This is a genomic window from Inhella sp., assembly GCF_027532025.1.
GTDB lineage: Bacteria > Pseudomonadota > Gammaproteobacteria > Burkholderiales > Burkholderiaceae_C > Inhella.
Genome location: NZ_JAPZSY010000087.1, coordinates 1 through 18,701, shown reverse-complemented (window position 1 = coordinate 18,701; position 18,701 = coordinate 1). Strand labels below are relative to the sequence as shown.

Below are 18,701 nucleotides of genomic sequence, written 5' to 3'. Positions count from 1 at the left end.
GGTTGGGTCCAGCGACATCACTGATCGCCAACCCCGGGGAAACCCGCGGAAAGCCTGAGCAGTTTAGTCGCCTTTGACCCGTAGTTTTGTCCAGGACAAACAACCTTGGCAAGTGCAGGGATATCCGAGTGCTTTGCTTGGGTATCTCAAGCCACGTGGCGCCCGCCCGCGCCGAACAGGTGCTCTTTGAGGGCGGCCAGTTGGTCGCGAACCCGGGCGGCCTGCTCGAATTCGAGGTTGCGAGCGTGCTCGAACATCTGTTTTTCCAGCCCCTGGATGCGTCGCCCGATCTCCTTTTCCGACAAGCCTTCCACCTCCACCGCGGGCACGCCTTGTTGCGCCTCGCGCCCTTTATCGCTCACGACGCCCTCGATGATGTCTTTGATGCGCTTGGCCACGCCGCGGGGCACGATGCCGTGCTCGGCGTTGTGCGCCAATTGCTTGTGTCGGCGGCGCTCGGTTTCTCCGATGGCCCGCCGCATGGAGTCGGTGATGCGGTCGGCGTAAAGCAAGGCCTGCCCATTGAGGTGGCGCGCCGCGCGGCCGATGGTCTGGATGAGGCTGCGCTCGCTGCGCAAGAACCCCTCCTTGTCGGCATCCAAAATGGCCACCAAGCTGACTTCGGGGATGTCCAGCCCCTCGCGCAACAGGTTGATCCCCACCAGCACATCGAACAGACCCAGTCGCAGGTCGCGGATGATCTCCACACGCTCCACCGTGTCCACATCGGAGTGCAGATAGCGCACCTTCACGCCGTTTTCGCCGAGGTAGTCCGTGAGTTGCTCGGCCATGCGCTTGGTCAAGACCGTGACGAGCACGCGCTCTTGCGCATCCACCCGAAGGCGTATCTCGCCCAACAGGTCGTCGACTTGGGTCGCGGCGGGACGCACCTCCACCACCGGGTCGACCAAACCCGTGGGGCGCACCACTTGCTCCACCACTTGACCGGCCATGCGCTTCTCGTAGTCGGCGGGCGTGGCGCTGACGAAGACGGCCTGTCGCATCTTGCGTTCGAACTCGTCAAACTTCAGCGGTCGGTTGTCCAACGCCGAGGGCAAGCGAAAGCCGTACTCCACCAAGGTGGTCTTGCGAGCCCGGTCGCCGTTGTACATGCCCCCGAACTGGCCGATGAGGACGTGGCTCTCGTCCAGGAACATCAGGGCGTCGGGCGGCAGGTAGTCCACCAAGGTGGGCGGGGCCTCGCCGGGCGCTGAACCGCTCAGATGGCGCGTGTAGTTTTCAATGCCTTTGCAATGCCCAACTTCTTGCAGCATTTCGAGGTCAAAGCGCGTGCGCTGCTCCAGACGCTGAGCCTCCACCAGCTTGCCGTCGCGGACGAATTCGCCCACGCGCTGCCGCAGTTCTTCCTTGATGGTCTCGATGGCCGCCACAACGCGCTCACGCGGCGTCACGTAGTGGCTGCTGGGGTAGACGGTGAAGCGCGCCAGCTTTTGCCGCACGGCCCCTGTCAAGGGGTCGAACAGCGCCATGCCATCGATCTCGTCGTCGAACAGTTCAATGCGCAGCGCCAACTCCGAGTGCTCGGCGGGAAACACGTCGATGGTGTCGCCGCGGACCCTGAAATGTCCGCGGGTGAACTCGAGCTCGTTGCGCGCGTATTGCATGCGCACCAACTGCGCGATCAGGTCGCGCTGACCCAAGGTGTCGCCCACCCTCAGGGTCATCACCATCTGGTGGTAATCGCTGGGGTTGCCAATGCCGTAGATGGCGCTCACGCTGGCCACGATGACCACGTCGCGGCGCTCGAGCAGGCTCTTGGTGCAGCTCAGGCGCAGTTGCTCGATCTGCTCGTTGATGGCGCTGTCCTTCTCGATGAAAAGGTCGCGCTGCGGCACGTAGGCCTCCGGCTGGTAGTAGTCGTAGTAGCTCACGAAGTACTCGACCGCGTTCTTGGGAAAGAAGTCGCGGAATTCGCTGTACAGCTGGGCCGCCAAGGTTTTGTTGGGGGCGAACACGATGGCCGGTCGCCCCAGGCGGGCGATGACATTGGCCATGGTGAAGGTTTTGCCCGAGCCGGTCACGCCAAGCAGGGTTTGATAAGCCAAGCCGTCTTGCACGCCCTCCACCAATTCGGCAATGGCCGTGGGCTGATCGCCCGCGGGCGGAAACGGCTGAAACAGCTGGAACGGCGACCCGTCGAACGCGACGAACGTGCCCTCCGGGGGCGGGGCATCGTCAACGGCTTCGGGCTTGGAGGAGGCTGGCATCGGGTATTCCCTAGGCTGCGCAGGGCGGCGACCTAGAATGCCACCTCCTCCCCACGCAAAGCCTTCAAGCCTACCGCGCCATGTCCGTTTTTGCAGCCGTCGCCCTCGCCCCCCGCGACCCCATCCTGGGTCTGAACGAGCAGTTCAACGCCGATCCGCGCACCGACAAGGTGAACTTGGGCGTGGGGGTCTACACCGACGCCAACGGCAAGCTGCCTTTGTTGGGCAGTGTTCAAGCTGCCGAAGCCCGGCTGGCCGCCCACCCGGCCGCGCGCGGCTACCTGCCGATCGATGGCTTTGCGGCTTACGTGGCTGCCGCCCAAACCCAGGTGTTCGGGGCTCAGAGCCCGGCCCTGGCTGCCAAACGCGTGGCCAGCTTGCAGGCCTTGGGCGGCACTGGCGCGCTGAAGGTAGGGGCCGACTTCTTGCATCGACTCAACCCCAGGGCCACGGTGTGGATTTCCGACCCCAGTTGGGAGAACCACCGGGCGCTGTTCACCCATGCAGGGTTCAACGTCAGGACCTACGCGTACTACGACGCACCCGGTCAGGGCATCGCCTTCAACGCCTTGTTGGCCGATTTGGGTCAAGCGCAAGCGGGGGACATCGTCTTGCTGCACGCCTGCTGCCACAACCCCACGGGCTACGACCTGACGGGAGAGCAGTGGGCGGCCGTGGTGGAGTTGATCAAGTCGCGCCAATTGCTGCCCTTCATGGACATGGCCTACCAAGGCTTCGGACAAGGGCTGGACGCCGATGCCCAGGCGGTTCGCGCCCTGGATGCCGCCGGATTGAACTTCTTGGTGGCCAGCAGCTTCAGCAAGAGCTTCAGCCTGTACGGCGAGCGTGTGGGCAGCTTGCATGTGGTCGCCGCCGACGCCGACGAAGCGGCACGGGTGCTCAGCCAAATCAAGGTCACGGCCCGCACCACCTACTCCAACCCCCCCACGCATGGCGCCAAAGTGGTGGCCACCGTGCTGACCGATGAGGAGCTGCGCACGCAGTGGGAACAGGAACTGGCCGGGATGCGCGACCGCATTGCGCAAATGCGCACCGGGCTGCGCCAGGCCCTGGAAGCCGCTGGTGTGCGCCAGCCTCTGGACTTCATCACCCGCCAACAGGGCATGTTCAGCTACTCCGGGCTGAGCGCCGCCCAGATGCAACGGCTGCGTGCCGAGTTCGGGGTGTACGGCGTCGACTCGGGTCGGCTGTGCGTGGCTGCGCTCAATGCCGGCAATTTGCCGCGCGTGGCCCAAGCCATCGCCACCGTGCTTCAAGGATAAATTTGCTGCACTGCACCATTTGGTGCGGCGCTGAGCGACACTAGGCCTCCCATGCGGAGGCCTTTTTCATGCTGTACCAGCTTTACGAAACGCAGCGCGCCCTGCTGAGCCCATTTGCCGAGTTCTCGTCGGCAGCAGCCCAGCTGTACACCAACCCGCTGTCGCCCTTCGCGCATGGGCCCCTGGCGCCACGCGTGGCCGCAGGGCTCGACCTCATGCACCGCCTGGCCAAGGCGTACGAAAAGCCCGAGTTCGACATCCGCAACGTCGATGTCCAGGGCGCGGCCGTGGCCGTCCAAGAGCAGGTCGTCATCACCAAGCCGTTCTGCCGCTTGCTGCGCTTCAAGCGCTTCACCGACGACGCCGCGCAACTGGGCCGCATGAAAGACCAGCCCACCGTGTTGGTCGTGGCTCCGCTGAGCGGCCACCACGCCACACTGTTGCGTGACACCGTTCGCCACCTGCTGCGGGACCACAAGGTCTACATCACCGACTGGACCGATGCGCGCATGGTGCCCATGGAAGTAGGCCCCTTCCACCTCGACGACTACGTGGCCTATGTGCGCGAGTTCATCGAACACATCGGCGCCCATGTGCACGTCATCAGCGTATGCCAGCCCACAGTGCCCGTGCTGGCTGCAGTGTCGTTGCAGGCCAGCAGCGGCTGCACGGTCCCTCGCTCGATGACCATGATGGGGGGGCCCATCGACGCGCGCAAGAGCCCGACCGCCGTCAACAACCTGGCGATGAACAAGAGCGCCAGTTGGTTTGAAAACAACGTCATATACCGTGTTCCCACCAACTACCCCGGTGCAGGACGCCCCGTGTACCCCGGCTTCTTGCAGCACACCGGCTTCGTGGCCATGAACCCGGACCGCCACCTGAGCAGCCACTACGACTACTTCCTGGATCTTGTCCGCGGCGACGACGAGAGCGCCGAGGGCCATCGGCAGTTTTACGACGAATACAACGCCGTGCTCGACTTGCCGGCCGAGTACTACCTGGACACCATCAAGACGGTATTTCAAGAGTTCGCCCTGGTCCATGGAACCTGGGAGGTCGATGGCCAGCGGGTGCGCCCACAAGACATCCAAGGCTGCGGCCTGCTCACCATCGAAGGGGAGCTCGACGACATTTCTGGCGCCGGCCAAACCGAAGCCGCGCATGGCCTGTGCACCGGCATTCCTGCCGCGCATCGGCAGCACCTGACCGTCAAGGGCGCGGGCCACTACGGCATCTTCAGCGGACGCCGCTGGCGTGAGCTGTGCTACCCCATGGTTCGTGACTTCATCGCCAAGCACGATCGACGCACCCAACCCAGCCGCCGCCCTCCCGGCAAGGAACGCCGTCAGGCCACCGCGTGAGGGCGTTGACGCCAGAGCAGCAGGTGCTGGCCGACCGCATCGACGCCGCCCTGCCTCAGACCCAGTGCACCCGCTGCGGCGAGCCGAACTGCCGCGCGTATGCCGAGGCCATCGCGACCGACGTGGCACCCATCAACCGATGCCCGCCTGGGGGTCAAGAGGGCGTGCTTCGCTTGGCGCGGTTGACGGGGCGAGCCGAGCCCTTGCTCGACCCCACCTTTGGCATCGAAGCCGAGCGGTCGGTGGCGGTCATCGACGAGACCTGGTGCATCGGCTGCACCCTGTGCATCAAGGCCTGTCCCGTGGACGCCATCTTCGGGGCCGCCAAGGCCATGCACACCGTCGTCGCCGAAGACTGCACCGGCTGTGAGCTGTGCCTGCCCGCCTGCCCCGTGGACTGCATCCGCATGGACAGCGTGACCCCGGGCCTCACCGGGTGGGCCAACTGGCCGTCAGACCAGGCGGATGCGGCCCGGCAGCGCTACCGAGCCCGGGCCGAGCGGCTGGTGCGCGAAGCCGAGGCCCAACAGGTCCGCTTGGAAGCCAAAGCGGCCCACAAGCGAGCGCACTTGACCCAGCTCACCCAGGGTGCCGGCGACGAGACGGAACTGGCACGCAAGCGTGCGGTCATCGATGCGGCCCTGGCCCGGGCACGCGCCAAGGCGCAGCGATGATCGCGGCATGAAGCCTGCCGACATCGAGGCGTTTTTCGCCACCTTGAAAGCCGCCAACCCGGCCCCCGAAACCGAGTTGGTGTTCGCCAGCCGGTTCGAGTTGTTGGCGGCCGTGCTGCTGTCGGCCCAAGCCACCGACGTGAGCGTCAACAAAGCCACGCGCGCCCTGTTCGCCGTGGCGCCCACGCCCGAGCGCATGCTGATCCTCGGTGAGGCTGGGCTGGTCGAGCACATCAAGACCATCGGCCTGTTTCGCAGCAAAGGCAAACACTTGATGGAAACCTGCCGCATCCTGGTGGAGCGCCACGGCGGGCAGGTGCCGCGCCGCCGTGAGGATCTGGAGGCCTTGCCCGGCGTGGGCCGCAAGACGGCCAACGTGGTGCTCAACGTCGCCTTCGGCGAGCCCACGATGGCGGTGGACACGCACATCTTTCGCGTGGCCAACCGCACCGGGCTGGCGCCGGGCGCGAACCCACTGGCGGTGGAACAAGGCCTGCTGCGCCGCATTCCTGCCCCGTACCTTGAGGACGCCCACCACTGGCTCATCCTGCACGGCCGTTACGTTTGCCGGGCGCGCCAACCCCAGTGCACCGCGTGCCAGGTGCGCCCCCACTGCGACCACGGTCGCCAAATCCTCGCTCCATGAAGACCCACCGCATCGAAGTCCAGAAGTTCAAGGCCGCCAGCAATTCGGGCCACGGCGATGTCACGTTCAAGATCGACGCCATCGTGGCGTCGCAGTCCACCAAAGACGAAGACACCGTACCCAGCACCTTGTTGGTCATGAGCGAAGCCAACGCCCGTGTGCTCATGGCCCTGCTCAAGACCCAACTCGCGGCCTTCGATGGCCGCAAAGCACGGAGCCAACGATGAGCCGCCTGCCCAGTTACGACCCGCAGTCCGACCTTCGCCCCTTGAGCGACGACGAACTCTCCGAGCTTGACGACGAGTTGGGCGACCTGCCAGGGGATGGTGTGCTCAACATCGAAGCGCTGGACGGCTTTTGCACCGGTTTGCTCCTCGCCCCATCGCCCCTGCGCACCCTGGCCGGCGAGGACTGGATGCCTTGGGTCTGGGGCGAGTCTGACGACCGCCTGGCACCCTCGCCTTTTGCCAGCGGCAAGCAGCGCAAACGGGTGGTGATGGCACTGCTGCGCCATGTCAGGCAACTCGACCACGTCCTGCATCAAGGCCCCGACCGGTGGGAGCCCATCTTCAGCGTGGCAGAAGACGAGGAAGGCCAAGACTGGGTGGATGCTCAAGACTGGTGCCTGGGCTTCCTGACCGCGGTGGACTTGGCACCAGACGCCTGGTCCAGCCATCCCGTGGGCGAACCGGCACGCGTTCTGCTGACGACGGTGCAGGCGCTGGCGGATGACAACTCGCCCGACGATCCCAGCGCTCTCGCCCAACGCGATGCCTTGGGCCGCCGTCTGCCCGACGAGATCCTGGCCCTCGCCCAGGGCATGCACTCCTAGAATGCGCTCCCCCGTCGACCCTCCCTGCACCCATGGCCACGCTGTCTGACCTGCTGCAACGCGTTGAACGGCTGCTGCTGCGCCACGACGAGTTGGTGCGCACGAATGCGCTGTTGACCGAGCAACTGCAGGCCGTGACGCAAGAACGGGACAGCCTGAAGTCCCGCCTCTCAGCAGCGCGGCAACGCATCGACACCCTGCTCGAACGCATTCCCACGGACGGCCCCGGAGCACCCAGCGCATGAAGCAGCTCGAAGTCAGCATCATGGGCCAGAGTTACTTGCTGGCCTGCCCTGAAGGGGGCGAAGCCGCGCTGTCACGTGCGGTTGCCGCCGTGGACGCAGAGATGTGCGCCATCCGCGACGCCGGCAAGGTGCGGGCGCGCGAACGCATCGCGGTGCTGGCGGCCTTGAACTTGGCCTACCAACTGAGCCACGCGCCGAGCCCGAGTGCAGTGGCTCCCGCGGCGCCCCAGGGGGCAGGCTCGGACGCCGTGCCCGACCTGCATTCGCTGGTCGCCCGACTGGATCAAGCGCTGGCCAGCGATGGCAACTTGATTTGAGCGAGCACCAAGGGCAGGACCTGTACCCGGCCTGTCTCGCAAAACACGGGACGCCGACGCGCGGACGCGCATGAGCGAGAATCAACCTCGTCCACTGCGTTCGCGCGGGCTTTAATTTCCTTGAACCGATGCTCTTGCGAGCTTGGGCTTGGAACATGCTCGGCGGGCGTGATCGTCTCGCGTCAGACGAACCCGAAGCCCTGCTGACCTCGCCCCCCTGTACCCCTAGGGTTCAGGACTGCGGTCCGCGGTGCGCGGTGGACACCTCTTCCACCGCTTGCTCGACATGACGCCCCAGACCTGGCTGATGAAGTCCGAGCCCAACGAGGCCTCCATCGACGACCTGGCGCGTGAGGGCCGCCTGCCCTGGACCGGGGTGCGCAACCACCAAGCTCGCAACTTCATGCGGGACGCCTTTCGCCTTGGCGACCGCGTGCTTTTCTACCACTCGTCCTGCGCCGAGCCCGGCATCGCGGGGCTGGGCCACGTGGCCAGCGCGCCCTACCCGGACCCCACCCAATTCGACCCGAGCAGCTCCTACTTCGACCCCAAGAGCGCCCCTGCATCGCCGCGCTGGTTGCTGGTGGACGTGGCTTTCGTGGCGAAGACGCCCTTGCTGAGCTTGGCGGCGTTGCGATCAGCCCCCGAGCTGGCCGATCTGGCCGTCTTGCAGCGCGGCAACCGACTGTCCATCACGCCGATCACCCCCGATCAATGGCGCCGACTGGCCGTGCGTCTTGGAGTGCCGGCATGACCGTGCCGCTCCTCGCCGCCCTGCTGGGGCTCGGCATCGTCAGCGGCTTTTTGGCTGGCCTGCTGGGCATCGGTGGCGGCATGCTCTTGGTGCCTTTTCTGACCGCGATGCTGCACGCCCAAGGCGTGTCTGAGGCCATGTCGGTCAAGATGGCGATCGCGACCTCGATGACCTGCATCGTCGCCACCGCCAGCGCCAGCCTGTGGGCCCACCACCGCAAGGGCGCGGTGCGTTGGAGCGTGGTGCTGCATCTGACGCCGGGCGTTCTGGTGGGCGGCCTGCTGTCAGGGGCAGCGCTGTTCGGCGCGATCAAAGGCCAAGCCCTGGCCGTGGTGTTCGCGGCCTTCGTCGGCTTCTCTGCTTGGCAGATGTGGCGGGGCGCGCAACCCAAGCCCAGCCGCACCTTGCCGAGCCCGGCAGGTCAAGCCGGGGTCGGGGCCGGCATCGGATTGCTCAGCGGCTTGGTGGGCGCCGGCGGTGGATTTGCCACCGTGCCCTTCTTGGTGTGGTGCAACGTGCCCATCCATGCGGCGGTGGCCACCAGCGCGGCGCTGGGATTGCCCATCGCCGTGGCCAGCGCGTTGGGCTACGCCATTTCGGGCTGGGGCCTTCCTCCCGCTGTCCCCGGGACCTGGGGCTATTTGTACCTGCCCGCTTTGGCCTGCTTGATGCCGATGACCGTTCTGACGGCACCGTGGGGGGCGCGCTTGGCCCACGCATTGCCGGTGGCGCGGCTGAAGCGAGGGTTCGCGCTCTTGCTCATGGGCTTGGCGGCCTACATGCTGACCAAGGCCAGCTGAGGCGTCTTAGCCCAGCGCGATGGCCGCCAGCGCGACTTGGTTGCAGCCACGTCGCTGGGCCTGCCGCATAGCCTGCTCGGCCGCCTGCAGCAACTCTGCTTGAGAGCCAGCGGTGTGCGGAAAGCTGGCCACCCCCATGGACACGCTCAAGCCCAGGTCCCGCCCCTGGGCCGCCACGATTTGCTGCGCGCACTGGCGCCTCAGGTGCTCCATGCGGGCGTGGGCAGTGGCCAAACCCACGCCGGAAAGCAGCACGCCAAAGCACTCGTTGTCGATCTGACAGGCCGCATCCATGGCTCGGGTGTTGGCCCGGAGCAAGCGCCCAAGCGCCTCGCGTTGGACGGTTTGGATGTTGGCCGCGCCCCCATCGATGGCGATGAGGACGAGCGAGAACTCGCGATGCTCCCGGGTGGACAAGTCGATTTCTCGCTGCAAGACCTCGTCGAACAAGCGCCGAAGCTGCAGTCCTGAGGCTTCGTCACGCCCGCTGCCTTGCTGGACCTCCCGGCGCAGGACTTCCATCTCGCCTTGGTGCTGCTCGATTTGCGCCAACGCCTTGTGAAGCTGGCTCTCGCGCTGGCGTTCGTGGCTGCGTTCCCACCACAGCGTCAGCAGGTGACGTTCATCCAGCGCACGCCGCACCAAGGTGAAGTCTCGGCGCTTGCCACCCAATTCGATGCGGTGGTCGTTGGCTTGGGCCGCATCCTGCCCCATCACCTGCAACTCGACCCGGCGCATGGCAGCCGCCTCATCGGGTCGCATCAACTCGTTGTCGGACGAGCCCACCACCTTGGACTCCCAGCGCTCGAACACGCGGTCCAACCCGGCCGAGGCCGCCACGTACTGGCCGTTGCTCATCTGCTTGACCGACCAGTGCACCCCCAAGGCCTCGATGGCCTCCCCCATATGACGAGCCAGCGGCTCGACAGCCGGGTCGATCGGCCGCGGGTTGCCGTCGTCGGGTACGGAGGATTCGGTCATACGGGACAAGCAGGATCTCAAATCAATCGGGGCCCAGTGTGCGGCGGGCCGCGCCGAAATGCACTCGCAACTTCACCCCCTGTTTCCGGGGTGACTACGATGCCGTCGCCATTGTCTTGGGCTTTTTGTCCGATTTTTCATGCTTCTCAGAATCGCGATCGCGCTATTCGCGGCTTTGACGCTCCCCGTTGCCGCCGCTGACTTGCCCCTGCGCGTGATGGCCACGTCCGACGTGCACATGCACCTGTTGGCCCACGACTACTACCAAGACCGCCCGACCGAGCGCTACGGCTATGCACTCACGCTGCGCTTGATCGAGCAAGCGCGGCGCGAACAAGCCAACCACTTGCTGTTTGACAACGGAGACCTCTTGCAGGGCAGCCCCCTTGGGGACGTCGCCGCTCGAACCGCCAGCGACGATCACCCCGCCTACCGCCTGCTGCGCGTGGCCCGGGTGGATGCCGCCACGCTGGGCAACCATGAGTTCAACTACGGTTTGCCTTTCCTGCAACGTGCAGTCCGAGGAGCCGGATTTCCGGTGCTCAGTGCCAACGTGGTTCGGCCTGGCACAAAGCGTCCGGTGTTTCAGCCCAGCACGCTTTTGCAGCGCCGCTGGCGCGACACCGCCGGCCGCTGGCACGCGCTGCGCGTGGGCGTGATCGGCCTGACACCACCGCAAATCATGGCGTGGGATCGCCGCCACCTTGCGGGTCGCGTGGAAGCGCTGGACATGGTCGCGGTGGCGCGAGACGAGGTGAGCCGGCTGCGGCGCCGCGGGGCCGACCTGGTGGTGATCGTGGCGCACACCGGCTTGGACACCAGCGGACGTGGCAGCCACGAGCACGCCGGCCAAGCCCTGGCCCAGATTCCTGGGGTGGATGCCTTGATCCTGGGGCACGCCCATGCCGAGTGGCCGGGCCCCGGGTATGCGCACTTGGCCGGCCTGGACGCCGCAACTGGCCGCGTGCATGGCGTGCCGGCGGTGATGCCCGGACGCTGGGGAGATCATCTGGGGATCATCGACTTGACCTTGCGGCGAGACACGCAGGGACGCTGGCGGGTTCGCGAAGCCCAAAGCACGTTGCGGCGGGTGAGCGCCGAGGGCTCGCCCCTGCCTGCCCTGCTCGTGAGCGATGCGCATGCCGCCACCCTGGCGCGGATGCGAGAACCCCTGGCCCAATCCACGCAGTCCCTGCACAGCGACTGGGCCTTGGTGGCCGACAGCTTGAGTGTCGAGTTGGCGGCGCGTGCTCAGGCTTGGCGAGCCCGGCAATGGCTGGCGGACACACCCTGGGCGGGGCTGCCCCTGCTGTCGGCATCGGCCCCCTTCCGCGCGGGCGGGCGTCCCGCGTCCGACAACGTGACGCGCGTCCCGGCGGGCACGCTCACGCAGCGGCATGTCAACGATCTGTACGTGTTTCCGAACAGCTTGAAGGTGGTGCGCGTCAGTGGCGCTGAGTTGCAGGACTGGTTGGAGCGCAGCGCAGGTCAGTTCCGCACCATCGACCCTCTGGGGGAGGCCGTGCAGGACCTCATCGCCAGCCATCATCCCGCCTACAACTTCGACGTCATCGAAGGGGTGAGCTACGAGATCGACCCCAGCCAGCCCCCACGCTTCGGCCCCGGGGGCGAGCGGCTGAACCCGCACGCCCAGCGCGTGCTCAACCTGCGCCACCACGGCGTGGCGGTGCTCCCGGAGCAAGTGTTTCTGGTGGCCACCAACAGCTACCGCGCTGGCGGCGGTGGGCAGTTTCCGGGCCTTGGGCCCGACAGGGTCGTCATCGACAGCGAGGACGACATGCGAGACGTGCTGAGCCAATACCTGCAGCACAGGGGTACCGTGACCGAAGGCGTCGACCATAACTGGCGCATCCGCACCGTGCCTGGGGTTCGGTTTCGGATGCGCAACGCGCCCGTCGCGGCCGACACGGCGCCGCCCGACTGGCGACGTCTCTGGGATGGCGATGCGGGTTGGGCGGTGTTCGAGCGGCAGCCCGATTGAGGCGAAGGCACCGAAAGCGAGGCCGCCCTCAGGCGTAGATGTCGATCATCACGGCCGACAGGCGAAGCTGGGTTTGCAGCACCCGCAGATTGGCCACGAACTGGTACGCGGCCGTGCGTTGGGCGATGAGTTCGCGGGCCAGATCGGGGTCTTGGTTTTGCAACTGCAACTCGTTGCGAGCCCCCTCGTTGATGGGGGGACGGTCGCCAGCGGTGTTGAGTTGCAGTCGCCCGGAGGCGGTGGCCAAGTTGTTGGCCGACGCCCGCAAACGCTCCTGTGCCACGGCCAGGCCGGCCAGTGCGGTAGAGAGTTCGACAGCCATGGTGCCAATCCCAAGAAAAAGGGGCCAGAAGGCCCCCATTATCGGGTTTTCGGCCAGTCGGGAGGCTCAGGCCTTGGTTTCGACGGGTTGCTGGAGCACAAAAATTCGCACGCAATCGCCCCCAGCCGCCTTGGCCTCGCCGCAGGCCAGGGCCGCTGCGGCCAGCACAGCATCGGGCGTCTCCAGGGTGGGGTGCAACAACACGACCCCCAAGCTGGCCTTGGTTCGGGCGCGGTGCAAACCCCAGCGCAACCGGAATGTTGAAACCGCCGCACGGATTTTTTCGGCCACGATTTCGGCGTAGTGTTGGTCGCAGTCGGGCAGCAAGACCGCGAAGCGATCGCTTTCGATGCGGGCCACCGTGTCGGACGCTCGGACCTTGGACTGCAGCAACTGCCCCATGCCGTACAGGAAGTGATCGGCCGTTTCGTGGCCCATGCTGCTGACGATGTCGCCGAAGCCATCCAGGTCGACCCACAGAACCGACACCGGCTCGTTGCGCCGGCTGCCCACATGCTCGGCCAAGCGACGCTCGAACTCCCGGCGGTTGCTCAATTCGGTCACTGGGTCGTGCTTGGCGGCCCAGGTGGGTGCCAGGCGTGCGGCACGGGCTGCGGTCACGTCTTGCACCACCCACAAGGCCTCCCCGCTGGGCTGCGCCCAATCGAGGGGACTGGCCTGCAGGCGTCCCCAGAAACGGCTGCCATCTCGACGAACCATTTCCACCTCTTCGTCGCTGGCCTTGCCCGCCTGGAAGCTGCCCATCAAGCGCTCGGTGAGGCTTTTCTGGCTGGCATCGCTGACCAACACGCTGCGGGTGGCGCTCCCCTGCAGGTCGTGGTCGTCGACATGGCCAAAGAGATGGCTGAACGCTTCGCTGACCTCGATGAAACGCTCGCCGGCCACAAAGGCCACGGCCAGCGGTGAACGCTGCATCAAGGCGGCAAAGCGGGGGTCGTGGGCACTCATGGGGTCTCCTAGCAAAGCGGGTTGATCTTCACCCATGCGCGACGCGGGTCAAGCAAGGCAAATCCCTACGGGGCGATCCATTCTGCCCAGTCCACCAGGGAAGACAGCAATTCCTGCGCACGTTCGTCGTCTTCGTGCTGCGCCTGCAAGGTGTCGATGCGGTCCAGGTACTGGGCCAGGCTGAGACGGCCGCCCTCCCCTCGGTTGAGCCGCTCGGCGCGCTCGGCTGCCCATCGCTGTCGCTCCTCGGGGCTGAGGTGCTCGCTGTGGTGCCGGGCTCGAAAGCGCCACAGCAGGACGTTGAGCCGGTCGTCGTCAAAGTGGATGCGTCCGGCTTGAGCCTGCCAAGCCAGGGTCGGCGCGTCCAGTTGTCGGGCCTGATCCAGCCGGCGGCGATCGGCGTCGCCCACGAAGCCCCCATACAAGTTGCTCTCGGGGTCGTCGTCGGCCCCTTCGTGCGGCAAGAAGACCTCGCTCCACAAGCCATCGAGCTTTCGGCCGTGGGCGGCCAGGCGCTCGGCATGTTGCAGCGCTCGCGACCGGTCCACGCCCCAGCGCTCCGCTTGGGCGTCGCTCAAAGTCGCCAGGCTGGAGACGATGAAGGGGGATCTGTTGACGTGCACGGTCTTGATTGGCAGCCGATGGACGCCCTCGGGGAGTTCGTCCGGACGGACGAACAGGCGCGCGCGAATGGCCTCAGGGCGCAGATCGAACAACTCCGCGGGGTCGGCCGCCAAGTCCCACACGATCACCTCGTTCTTGTTGCGTGGGTGTGGGCCCAAGGGCCAAACCAGGGCAAGACAGCCGCGGTCCACGCCATACCGGCCGCTGACGTGCAACAGGGGCCGCGGTTGCGATCCGATTTCGGCCCAAACGGCCTCCTTCTTGCGCAGCTTGAGGGCGAAATCGAACAGCCGCGGATGGTGCTGGCGGATGAGTCGCGCCAGGGCGATGGTCGCCCGCACGTCGCTCAGGGCGTCGTGTGCGGCCTCGTGCAACAGGCCGTTGGCCTGGCTCAAGCGCTCCAGCTTGAAACTGGTCTTCCCATCGTCGCCCACCGGCCATGCGATGCCACCGGGTCGCAGCGCATGGGTGGCGCGAACCAGGTCCAACAGATCCCAACGACCGCATTGGTTCTGCCACTCGCGGGCGTAGGGGTCGATCAGGTTGCGCCAAAAGAGGTGTCGCGTGACCTCGTCGTCAAAGCGCAGGGTGTTGTAGCCCACGCCCACGGTGCCGGCGTGGCCCAAAGCGCGCTCGATGGCCTGGGCAAAGGCCGGCTCGGGCAACCCCGCTTCGGCGCAGTGCTGGGGCAGGATGCCGGTCAACAGGCAAGCCTCGGGGTCGGGCAAGGTGTCGTTGAGGGGCTGGCACAGCAGGTTGACGGGCTCGCCCACTTCGTTCAACTCGGCGTCGGTGCGGATGCCAGCGAACTGAGCCGGTCGGTCGTGGCGGGGGGAGCGACCGAAGGTTTCGTAGTCGTGCCAAAAGAAGCTCATGGTCATGCGGCTCAGCATAATCGGCGCCCCGAGTGAAAGAGGGCCCCCGCTTGTCCCTGCTGCGATTGCCTCCGTTGTTGGCCCGTAACCGTCGCTTGCTGCTCGGTTCGCTGGTCGCCCTGCCCCTGGCTTTGCTCATCGTGGCCAGCATGGTGGCGGCGGTTTTGTGGCAACAACTGCCCGCGTTGGACCGGCTCACGGACTACCAACCCAAAGAGCCCCTGCGCATCTTCTCCGCCGACGGCGTGCTCATTGGCGAGTTTGGCAGCGAGCGGCGCCGCTTTGTGCCCCTGTCCGAGATTCCGAAGCCGCTGCAGGACGCCTTGCTGGCCGTCGAGGACACCGACTTCTGGAACCACCCGGGACTGGACGTCAGTGGCATCGTGCGCGCACTTTGGCGCAACCTCACCCACCGCGGCCCGCGCCATGGCGCCTCCACCATCACCCAGCAGCTGGCGCGGGACACCTACCTGAGCAAGGAGCAAACCTGGAGCCGCAAGGCGGTCGAGGCCTTGTTGGCCCTGAAGATGGAGCGCGAACTCAGCAAGGCGCAGATCTTGGAGATCTACATGAACCAGATCTTCATGGGCAACCGTGCTTATGGGTTTGCAGCGGCCTCCGAGCGGTACTTTGGCAAACGGCTGGAGCAGTTGAGCACCGCCGAGATCGCCTTGCTGGTGGGCCTGCCCAAGGACCCCGTGCGCCTGAACCCGGTCACGCACCTGGAGCGCGCCAAACGACGTCAGGCCGTGGTGTTGGAACGCTTGGCGGCCGTGGGCCTGATCAGCCCAGGTGAAGTCGATGTGGCCAAGGCCACGCCCTTGCTGATCAAACGGCCCAAGCGGATGTCCAGCATCGCCGACCACGCGGCGGAAATGGTGCGCGCCGAAGTGGTCGCCCGCTACGGTGAGGATGCCTATGCACGGGGGCTGCAGGTCACCACCACCTTGCTGAGCGAGGAACAAGTCGCCGCGCAGCAAGGCCTGCGGCGCGCGCTGTTCGACTTGGAGCGACGCCAGGCCTACCGCGGAGCCGAAGGCCAGTTCCCAATCGGCCCGGCCGACGCCGAACCCGACGAGGAGGCGGTAGACGCCGCCTTCAACAAGCACCCCGACTTGGGCGAGTTGAGAGCGGCTCTGGTCCTGCAGCTGGACAAGAGCCAAGCGGAGTTGTTGCTCAGCGATGGGCAACGCGTGCGGCTGGCGGCCGCCGCCATGCGGCCGTTGCTCGTCACCCCGAAAGAGCCCTCTCGCCGCGTGCAGCGAGGCTCGGTGGTGCGCCTGCTGCCCGTCGGCAAAGACTGGGCCATCAGCCAAGCTCCCGAGGCCGAAGGCGCCGTGGTGTCGCTGGACCCCAGTACGGGGGCCATTCGTGCCCTGGTGGGCGGTTTCGATTTCGCGCGCGGCCAGTTCAACCACGTCACGCAGGCATACCGGCAGCCCGGCTCTTCGTTCAAGCCCTTCGTTTACTCGGCCGCGATCGAGATCGGCGCCTGGGAGGGCACCGAGGTCAGCGACGAGCCGGTGACCTACGGCGACTGGTCGCCGAAGAACTACGACGGCAAGTACGAGCCCAGCTTGACGCTGCGCCAAGCGCTGGCGCGCTCGAAGAACATGGTCACCATCCGCCTGCTCGACCACCTGGGGGTGGCCCGGGTGCGCAGTTGGGCTGCCCAGTTCGGCCTGGAAGAGGCCCGTCAGCCGCAGAACCTGACGCTGGCCCTAGGCTCGGGGGCGGTCACCCCGCTGCAAATGGCGCAGGCCTACAGCGCCTTCGCCGCTGGCGGCAAGGTGCCGGCGGTGCAATTGATCGACAAGGTCAGCGACGCTCAGGGGCAAGTGCTGTGGCAAGCCACGCCCACGGAGCCCAAACAAGCGATCAGCGAGCGCAACGCGTTCATGACCGCGCAGTTGTTGGCCGCCGTGACCCGAGAGGGCACGGGCGCGCGCGCGTCGGCCCTGCTGAACCGGTGGGATCTCTACGGCAAGACGGGCACGACCAACGACGCGATGGACGCCTGGTTCGTCGGTTTTCAAGCCACCCGCACCGCAGCGGTGTGGATCGGCTACCCCACGCCGCGTTCGCTGGGCGAACGCGAAACTGGCGGCGGCTTGGCTTTGCCGGTGTGGGTATCGACCATGGCGGCTGCGCTGAAGGGGGTGCCGGTCAGCCCCTTGTCGCCCCCGGCGGAGGGCTTGGTGCAGCAAGGCGAAGCGTGGTTCTACGAAGAACTCGCCGGCGACCTGGCCCTCAAGCGCATCGGCCCCGAGCCCTCAGCCGAACCGGCGAGCGCTCCCGAGAACGCCGGTGCCTCGGCGCCTCCCTGAGGCTCAGCGCCCAGGCGACGACGGCATCACAGCGTCGAGACGCTCCAACAACTCGTCGAGGTCGGCCTGGGTGGCCTGCCAGCCGCCCGGATCGATGGAGGCCTGGCCCAGCAGGCGAGCCTCTTCAGCCGCCACGCGCGCATCGGCCCAGCGCCCCTCGGCCCAGGCCACAGCCGCACGGGCGTGGGCGCGGGCGTGGGGCTCGACCGTGCCGCCGCTGCTGGCCTCCCACCAAGCCCTCGCCGCGGCCGCATGGCCGACAAACTGTCCCAGGTACACCGCCACGGGCAGCAACAGGCCGGGCCGAAATGGCGCTGCCACTTGGGCCAATGCGCCCTTGGCATGCAGTCGTTCGGCGTAGCGTTCGAACTCATGGCGCGCGGCAACGGGATCGCGTCGGTCCAAGGTGGCTAGGGCTTGCATCAGCGCGCCAAACAAAGCCACTTGCCCGTCGGCCTGCGCCTGGGACGCCGCTGCCAGGGCATCCGGATCCCAATCCCGTGGGCGCACGCCGGCCATGCTCTGGGTCCACAGCGTCGCGAAGGCCAGTCGCTCAACCGCTCCAGGGTCGCGCCGCCACAGGGCCAACAGTTGCGCGCCATCCGATCGAAACCCGCCAAGTTCGCTGGGCAACAGAGTGGCCAACCCGATGGCACCCGACAGGGCCGCGATACCCCCCCAGGCCAATCCGCTCCACCCCGACGTGCCCATTGCGACCCATGCGGCGGCTGCGGCCAACAGCAAGCTGGCCAAAGGCCCACCGGCCGCCACGAGCGCCATCGCGCTCGGCGTGTCCCGACCACGGGGCGGCACCGCCGCTGCCAGGCCGGGCCAGGTGCTCAGCGCGCGGTTCAGGCTCAGCCGCATGCGGCCGGCGGCAAAGTCCAGCCGAATCGGCCCCACACACCACAGCGCCGCCCGCCATCCGGCCAAGCGTGCGCCCAGCAAATGCCCGAGCTCATGGATGGCCGCCACCAGCCACAAGGCCAGCAGCCAGCCCACGCCCAGCGTGGTCCACTCGGCGGGGCCCCAGCCTTTCATGTCCAAGTGCAAGCCCTGGCGACCGAGCACCAGTTCCCCCAGCACGAGGTAGCCCAGCGCACCCCCGCCCACGCCCAGGGCCACCGTGACCCAAACGGCAGTGCGCCGGCCCGGGGGAGCCTCGAGGGATTGGGGCGGGTGCCGCAGCGCGGGCGGCAGCGAGTCGGGCGGTGCGTCGATCATGGCGGCGGTCCTTCGGATTGAACAACGCCGCCACTGTGCCAACACCCCCCTCTGCCAAGCGCCACCGTTGGACGAGTGGCGCATGCAGCGACACGAACGACCGCCGGCGCGCACCACCGGCGCGCGAGGCGCTGAGCCTGGCGCGGCAGAAGCCCAGGCCGTCGCCGAGATCCCGGGGGCGACAGGCTAGGCGCTGGCGACGCCGCGTGGCGGGCTACGTCAGGAGCCGGCAAC

Annotated in this window: 18 protein-coding genes; 12 read left to right on the top strand and 6 right to left on the bottom strand. The window is 66.9% G+C overall.

Annotated elements, in window-relative coordinates; all coding sequences use genetic code 11:
• Positions 1-146: 146 nt before the first annotated feature.
• Positions 147-2,228: an excinuclease ABC subunit UvrB gene (gene uvrB, locus O9335_RS11695; RefSeq protein WP_298388245.1), complete on the bottom strand. Its 2,082-nt coding sequence runs from the start codon at positions 2,226-2,228 to the stop codon at positions 147-149.
• 80 nt (positions 2,229-2,308) lie between these two features.
• Here uvrB and O9335_RS11690 point away from each other — a divergent pair, with 80 nt between their 5' ends.
• From O9335_RS11690 to O9335_RS11645, 10 genes are all read left to right on the top strand, one after another.
• On the top strand, positions 2,309-3,511 hold the full coding sequence (locus tag O9335_RS11690; RefSeq protein ID WP_298388242.1) for an amino acid aminotransferase: 1,203 nt from the start codon (positions 2,309-2,311) through the stop codon (positions 3,509-3,511).
• Positions 3,512-3,579: 68 nt separating this feature from the next.
• Positions 3,580-4,875, top strand: a complete 1,296-nt coding sequence (locus tag O9335_RS11685) for a polyhydroxyalkanoate depolymerase (RefSeq protein ID WP_298388240.1) — start codon at positions 3,580-3,582, stop codon at positions 4,873-4,875.
• Entirely contained in the window at positions 4,872-5,549 is a 678-nt protein-coding gene (gene rsxB / locus O9335_RS11680) for an electron transport complex subunit RsxB (protein ID WP_298388238.1), read from the top strand. Before O9335_RS11685 ends, rsxB begins: the two co-directional genes overlap by 4 nt.
• A 7-nt stretch (positions 5,550-5,556) precedes the next feature.
• Entirely contained in the window at positions 5,557-6,195 is a 639-nt protein-coding gene (nth, locus tag O9335_RS11675; RefSeq protein ID WP_298388236.1) for an endonuclease III, read from the top strand.
• Complete coding sequence (locus O9335_RS11670) at positions 6,192-6,422, top strand: hypothetical protein (protein ID WP_298388234.1); 231 nt, start codon at positions 6,192-6,194, stop codon at positions 6,420-6,422. The genes nth and O9335_RS11670 overlap by 4 nt, the downstream gene beginning before the upstream one ends.
• Positions 6,419-7,027 carry a UPF0149 family protein gene (locus O9335_RS11665; protein WP_298388232.1) on the top strand — a complete coding sequence of 203 codons (609 nt, stop codon included), beginning with the start codon at positions 6,419-6,421 and terminating at the stop codon, positions 7,025-7,027. The genes O9335_RS11670 and O9335_RS11665 overlap by 4 nt, the downstream gene beginning before the upstream one ends.
• Positions 7,028-7,059: 32 nt before the next feature.
• Positions 7,060-7,272, top strand: a complete 213-nt coding sequence (locus tag O9335_RS11660) for a DUF904 domain-containing protein (RefSeq protein WP_298388230.1) — start codon at positions 7,060-7,062, stop codon at positions 7,270-7,272.
• Entirely contained in the window at positions 7,269-7,589 is a 321-nt protein-coding gene (locus O9335_RS11655; protein ID WP_298388228.1) for a cell division protein ZapA, read from the top strand. Before O9335_RS11660 ends, O9335_RS11655 begins: the two co-directional genes overlap by 4 nt.
• A gap of 286 nt (positions 7,590-7,875) precedes the next feature.
• Positions 7,876-8,343: an EVE domain-containing protein gene (locus tag O9335_RS11650; protein ID WP_298388227.1), complete on the top strand. Its 468-nt coding sequence runs from the start codon at positions 7,876-7,878 to the stop codon at positions 8,341-8,343.
• Positions 8,340-9,143: a sulfite exporter TauE/SafE family protein gene (locus tag O9335_RS11645; RefSeq protein WP_298388225.1), complete on the top strand. Its 804-nt coding sequence runs from the start codon at positions 8,340-8,342 to the stop codon at positions 9,141-9,143. The genes O9335_RS11650 and O9335_RS11645 overlap by 4 nt, the downstream gene beginning before the upstream one ends.
• A 6-nt stretch (positions 9,144-9,149) precedes the next feature.
• Here O9335_RS11645 and O9335_RS11640 read toward each other — a convergent pair whose 3' ends face one another.
• On the bottom strand, positions 9,150-10,124 hold the full coding sequence (locus O9335_RS11640) for a GGDEF domain-containing protein (protein ID WP_298388247.1): 975 nt from the start codon (positions 10,122-10,124) through the stop codon (positions 9,150-9,152).
• Positions 10,125-10,263: 139 nt separating this feature from the next.
• Here O9335_RS11640 and O9335_RS11635 point away from each other — a divergent pair, with 139 nt between their 5' ends.
• The gene (locus O9335_RS11635) at positions 10,264-12,126 is read left to right on the top strand and encodes a bifunctional 2',3'-cyclic-nucleotide 2'-phosphodiesterase/3'-nucleotidase (RefSeq protein WP_298388223.1); all 1,863 of its coding nucleotides are present in this window, start codon (positions 10,264-10,266) and stop codon (positions 12,124-12,126) included.
• 28 nt (positions 12,127-12,154) lie between these two features.
• Here O9335_RS11635 and O9335_RS11630 read toward each other — a convergent pair whose 3' ends face one another.
• From O9335_RS11630 to sbcB, 3 genes are all read right to left on the bottom strand, one after another.
• Positions 12,155-12,448 carry a hypothetical protein gene (locus O9335_RS11630; protein ID WP_298388221.1) on the bottom strand — a complete coding sequence of 98 codons (294 nt, stop codon included), beginning with the start codon at positions 12,446-12,448 and terminating at the stop codon, positions 12,155-12,157.
• Positions 12,449-12,514: 66 nt separating this feature from the next.
• Positions 12,515-13,417, bottom strand: a complete 903-nt coding sequence (locus O9335_RS11625) for a sensor domain-containing diguanylate cyclase (protein WP_298388218.1) — start codon at positions 13,415-13,417, stop codon at positions 12,515-12,517.
• Positions 13,418-13,482: 65 nt separating this feature from the next.
• Positions 13,483-14,922, bottom strand: coding sequence for an exodeoxyribonuclease I (gene sbcB / locus O9335_RS11620; RefSeq protein WP_298388215.1), 1,440 nt, complete (start codon positions 14,920-14,922; stop codon positions 13,483-13,485).
• A gap of 44 nt (positions 14,923-14,966) precedes the next feature.
• Between sbcB and O9335_RS11615 the strand changes: the two genes are divergently transcribed.
• On the top strand, positions 14,967-17,243 hold the full coding sequence (locus tag O9335_RS11615) for a penicillin-binding protein 1A (protein WP_298388214.1): 2,277 nt from the start codon (positions 14,967-14,969) through the stop codon (positions 17,241-17,243).
• Positions 17,244-17,246: 3 nt separating this feature from the next.
• Here O9335_RS11615 and O9335_RS11610 read toward each other — a convergent pair whose 3' ends face one another.
• Positions 17,247-18,467: a site-2 protease family protein gene (locus O9335_RS11610; protein ID WP_298388211.1), complete on the bottom strand. Its 1,221-nt coding sequence runs from the start codon at positions 18,465-18,467 to the stop codon at positions 17,247-17,249.
• Positions 18,468-18,701 lie beyond the last annotated feature (234 nt).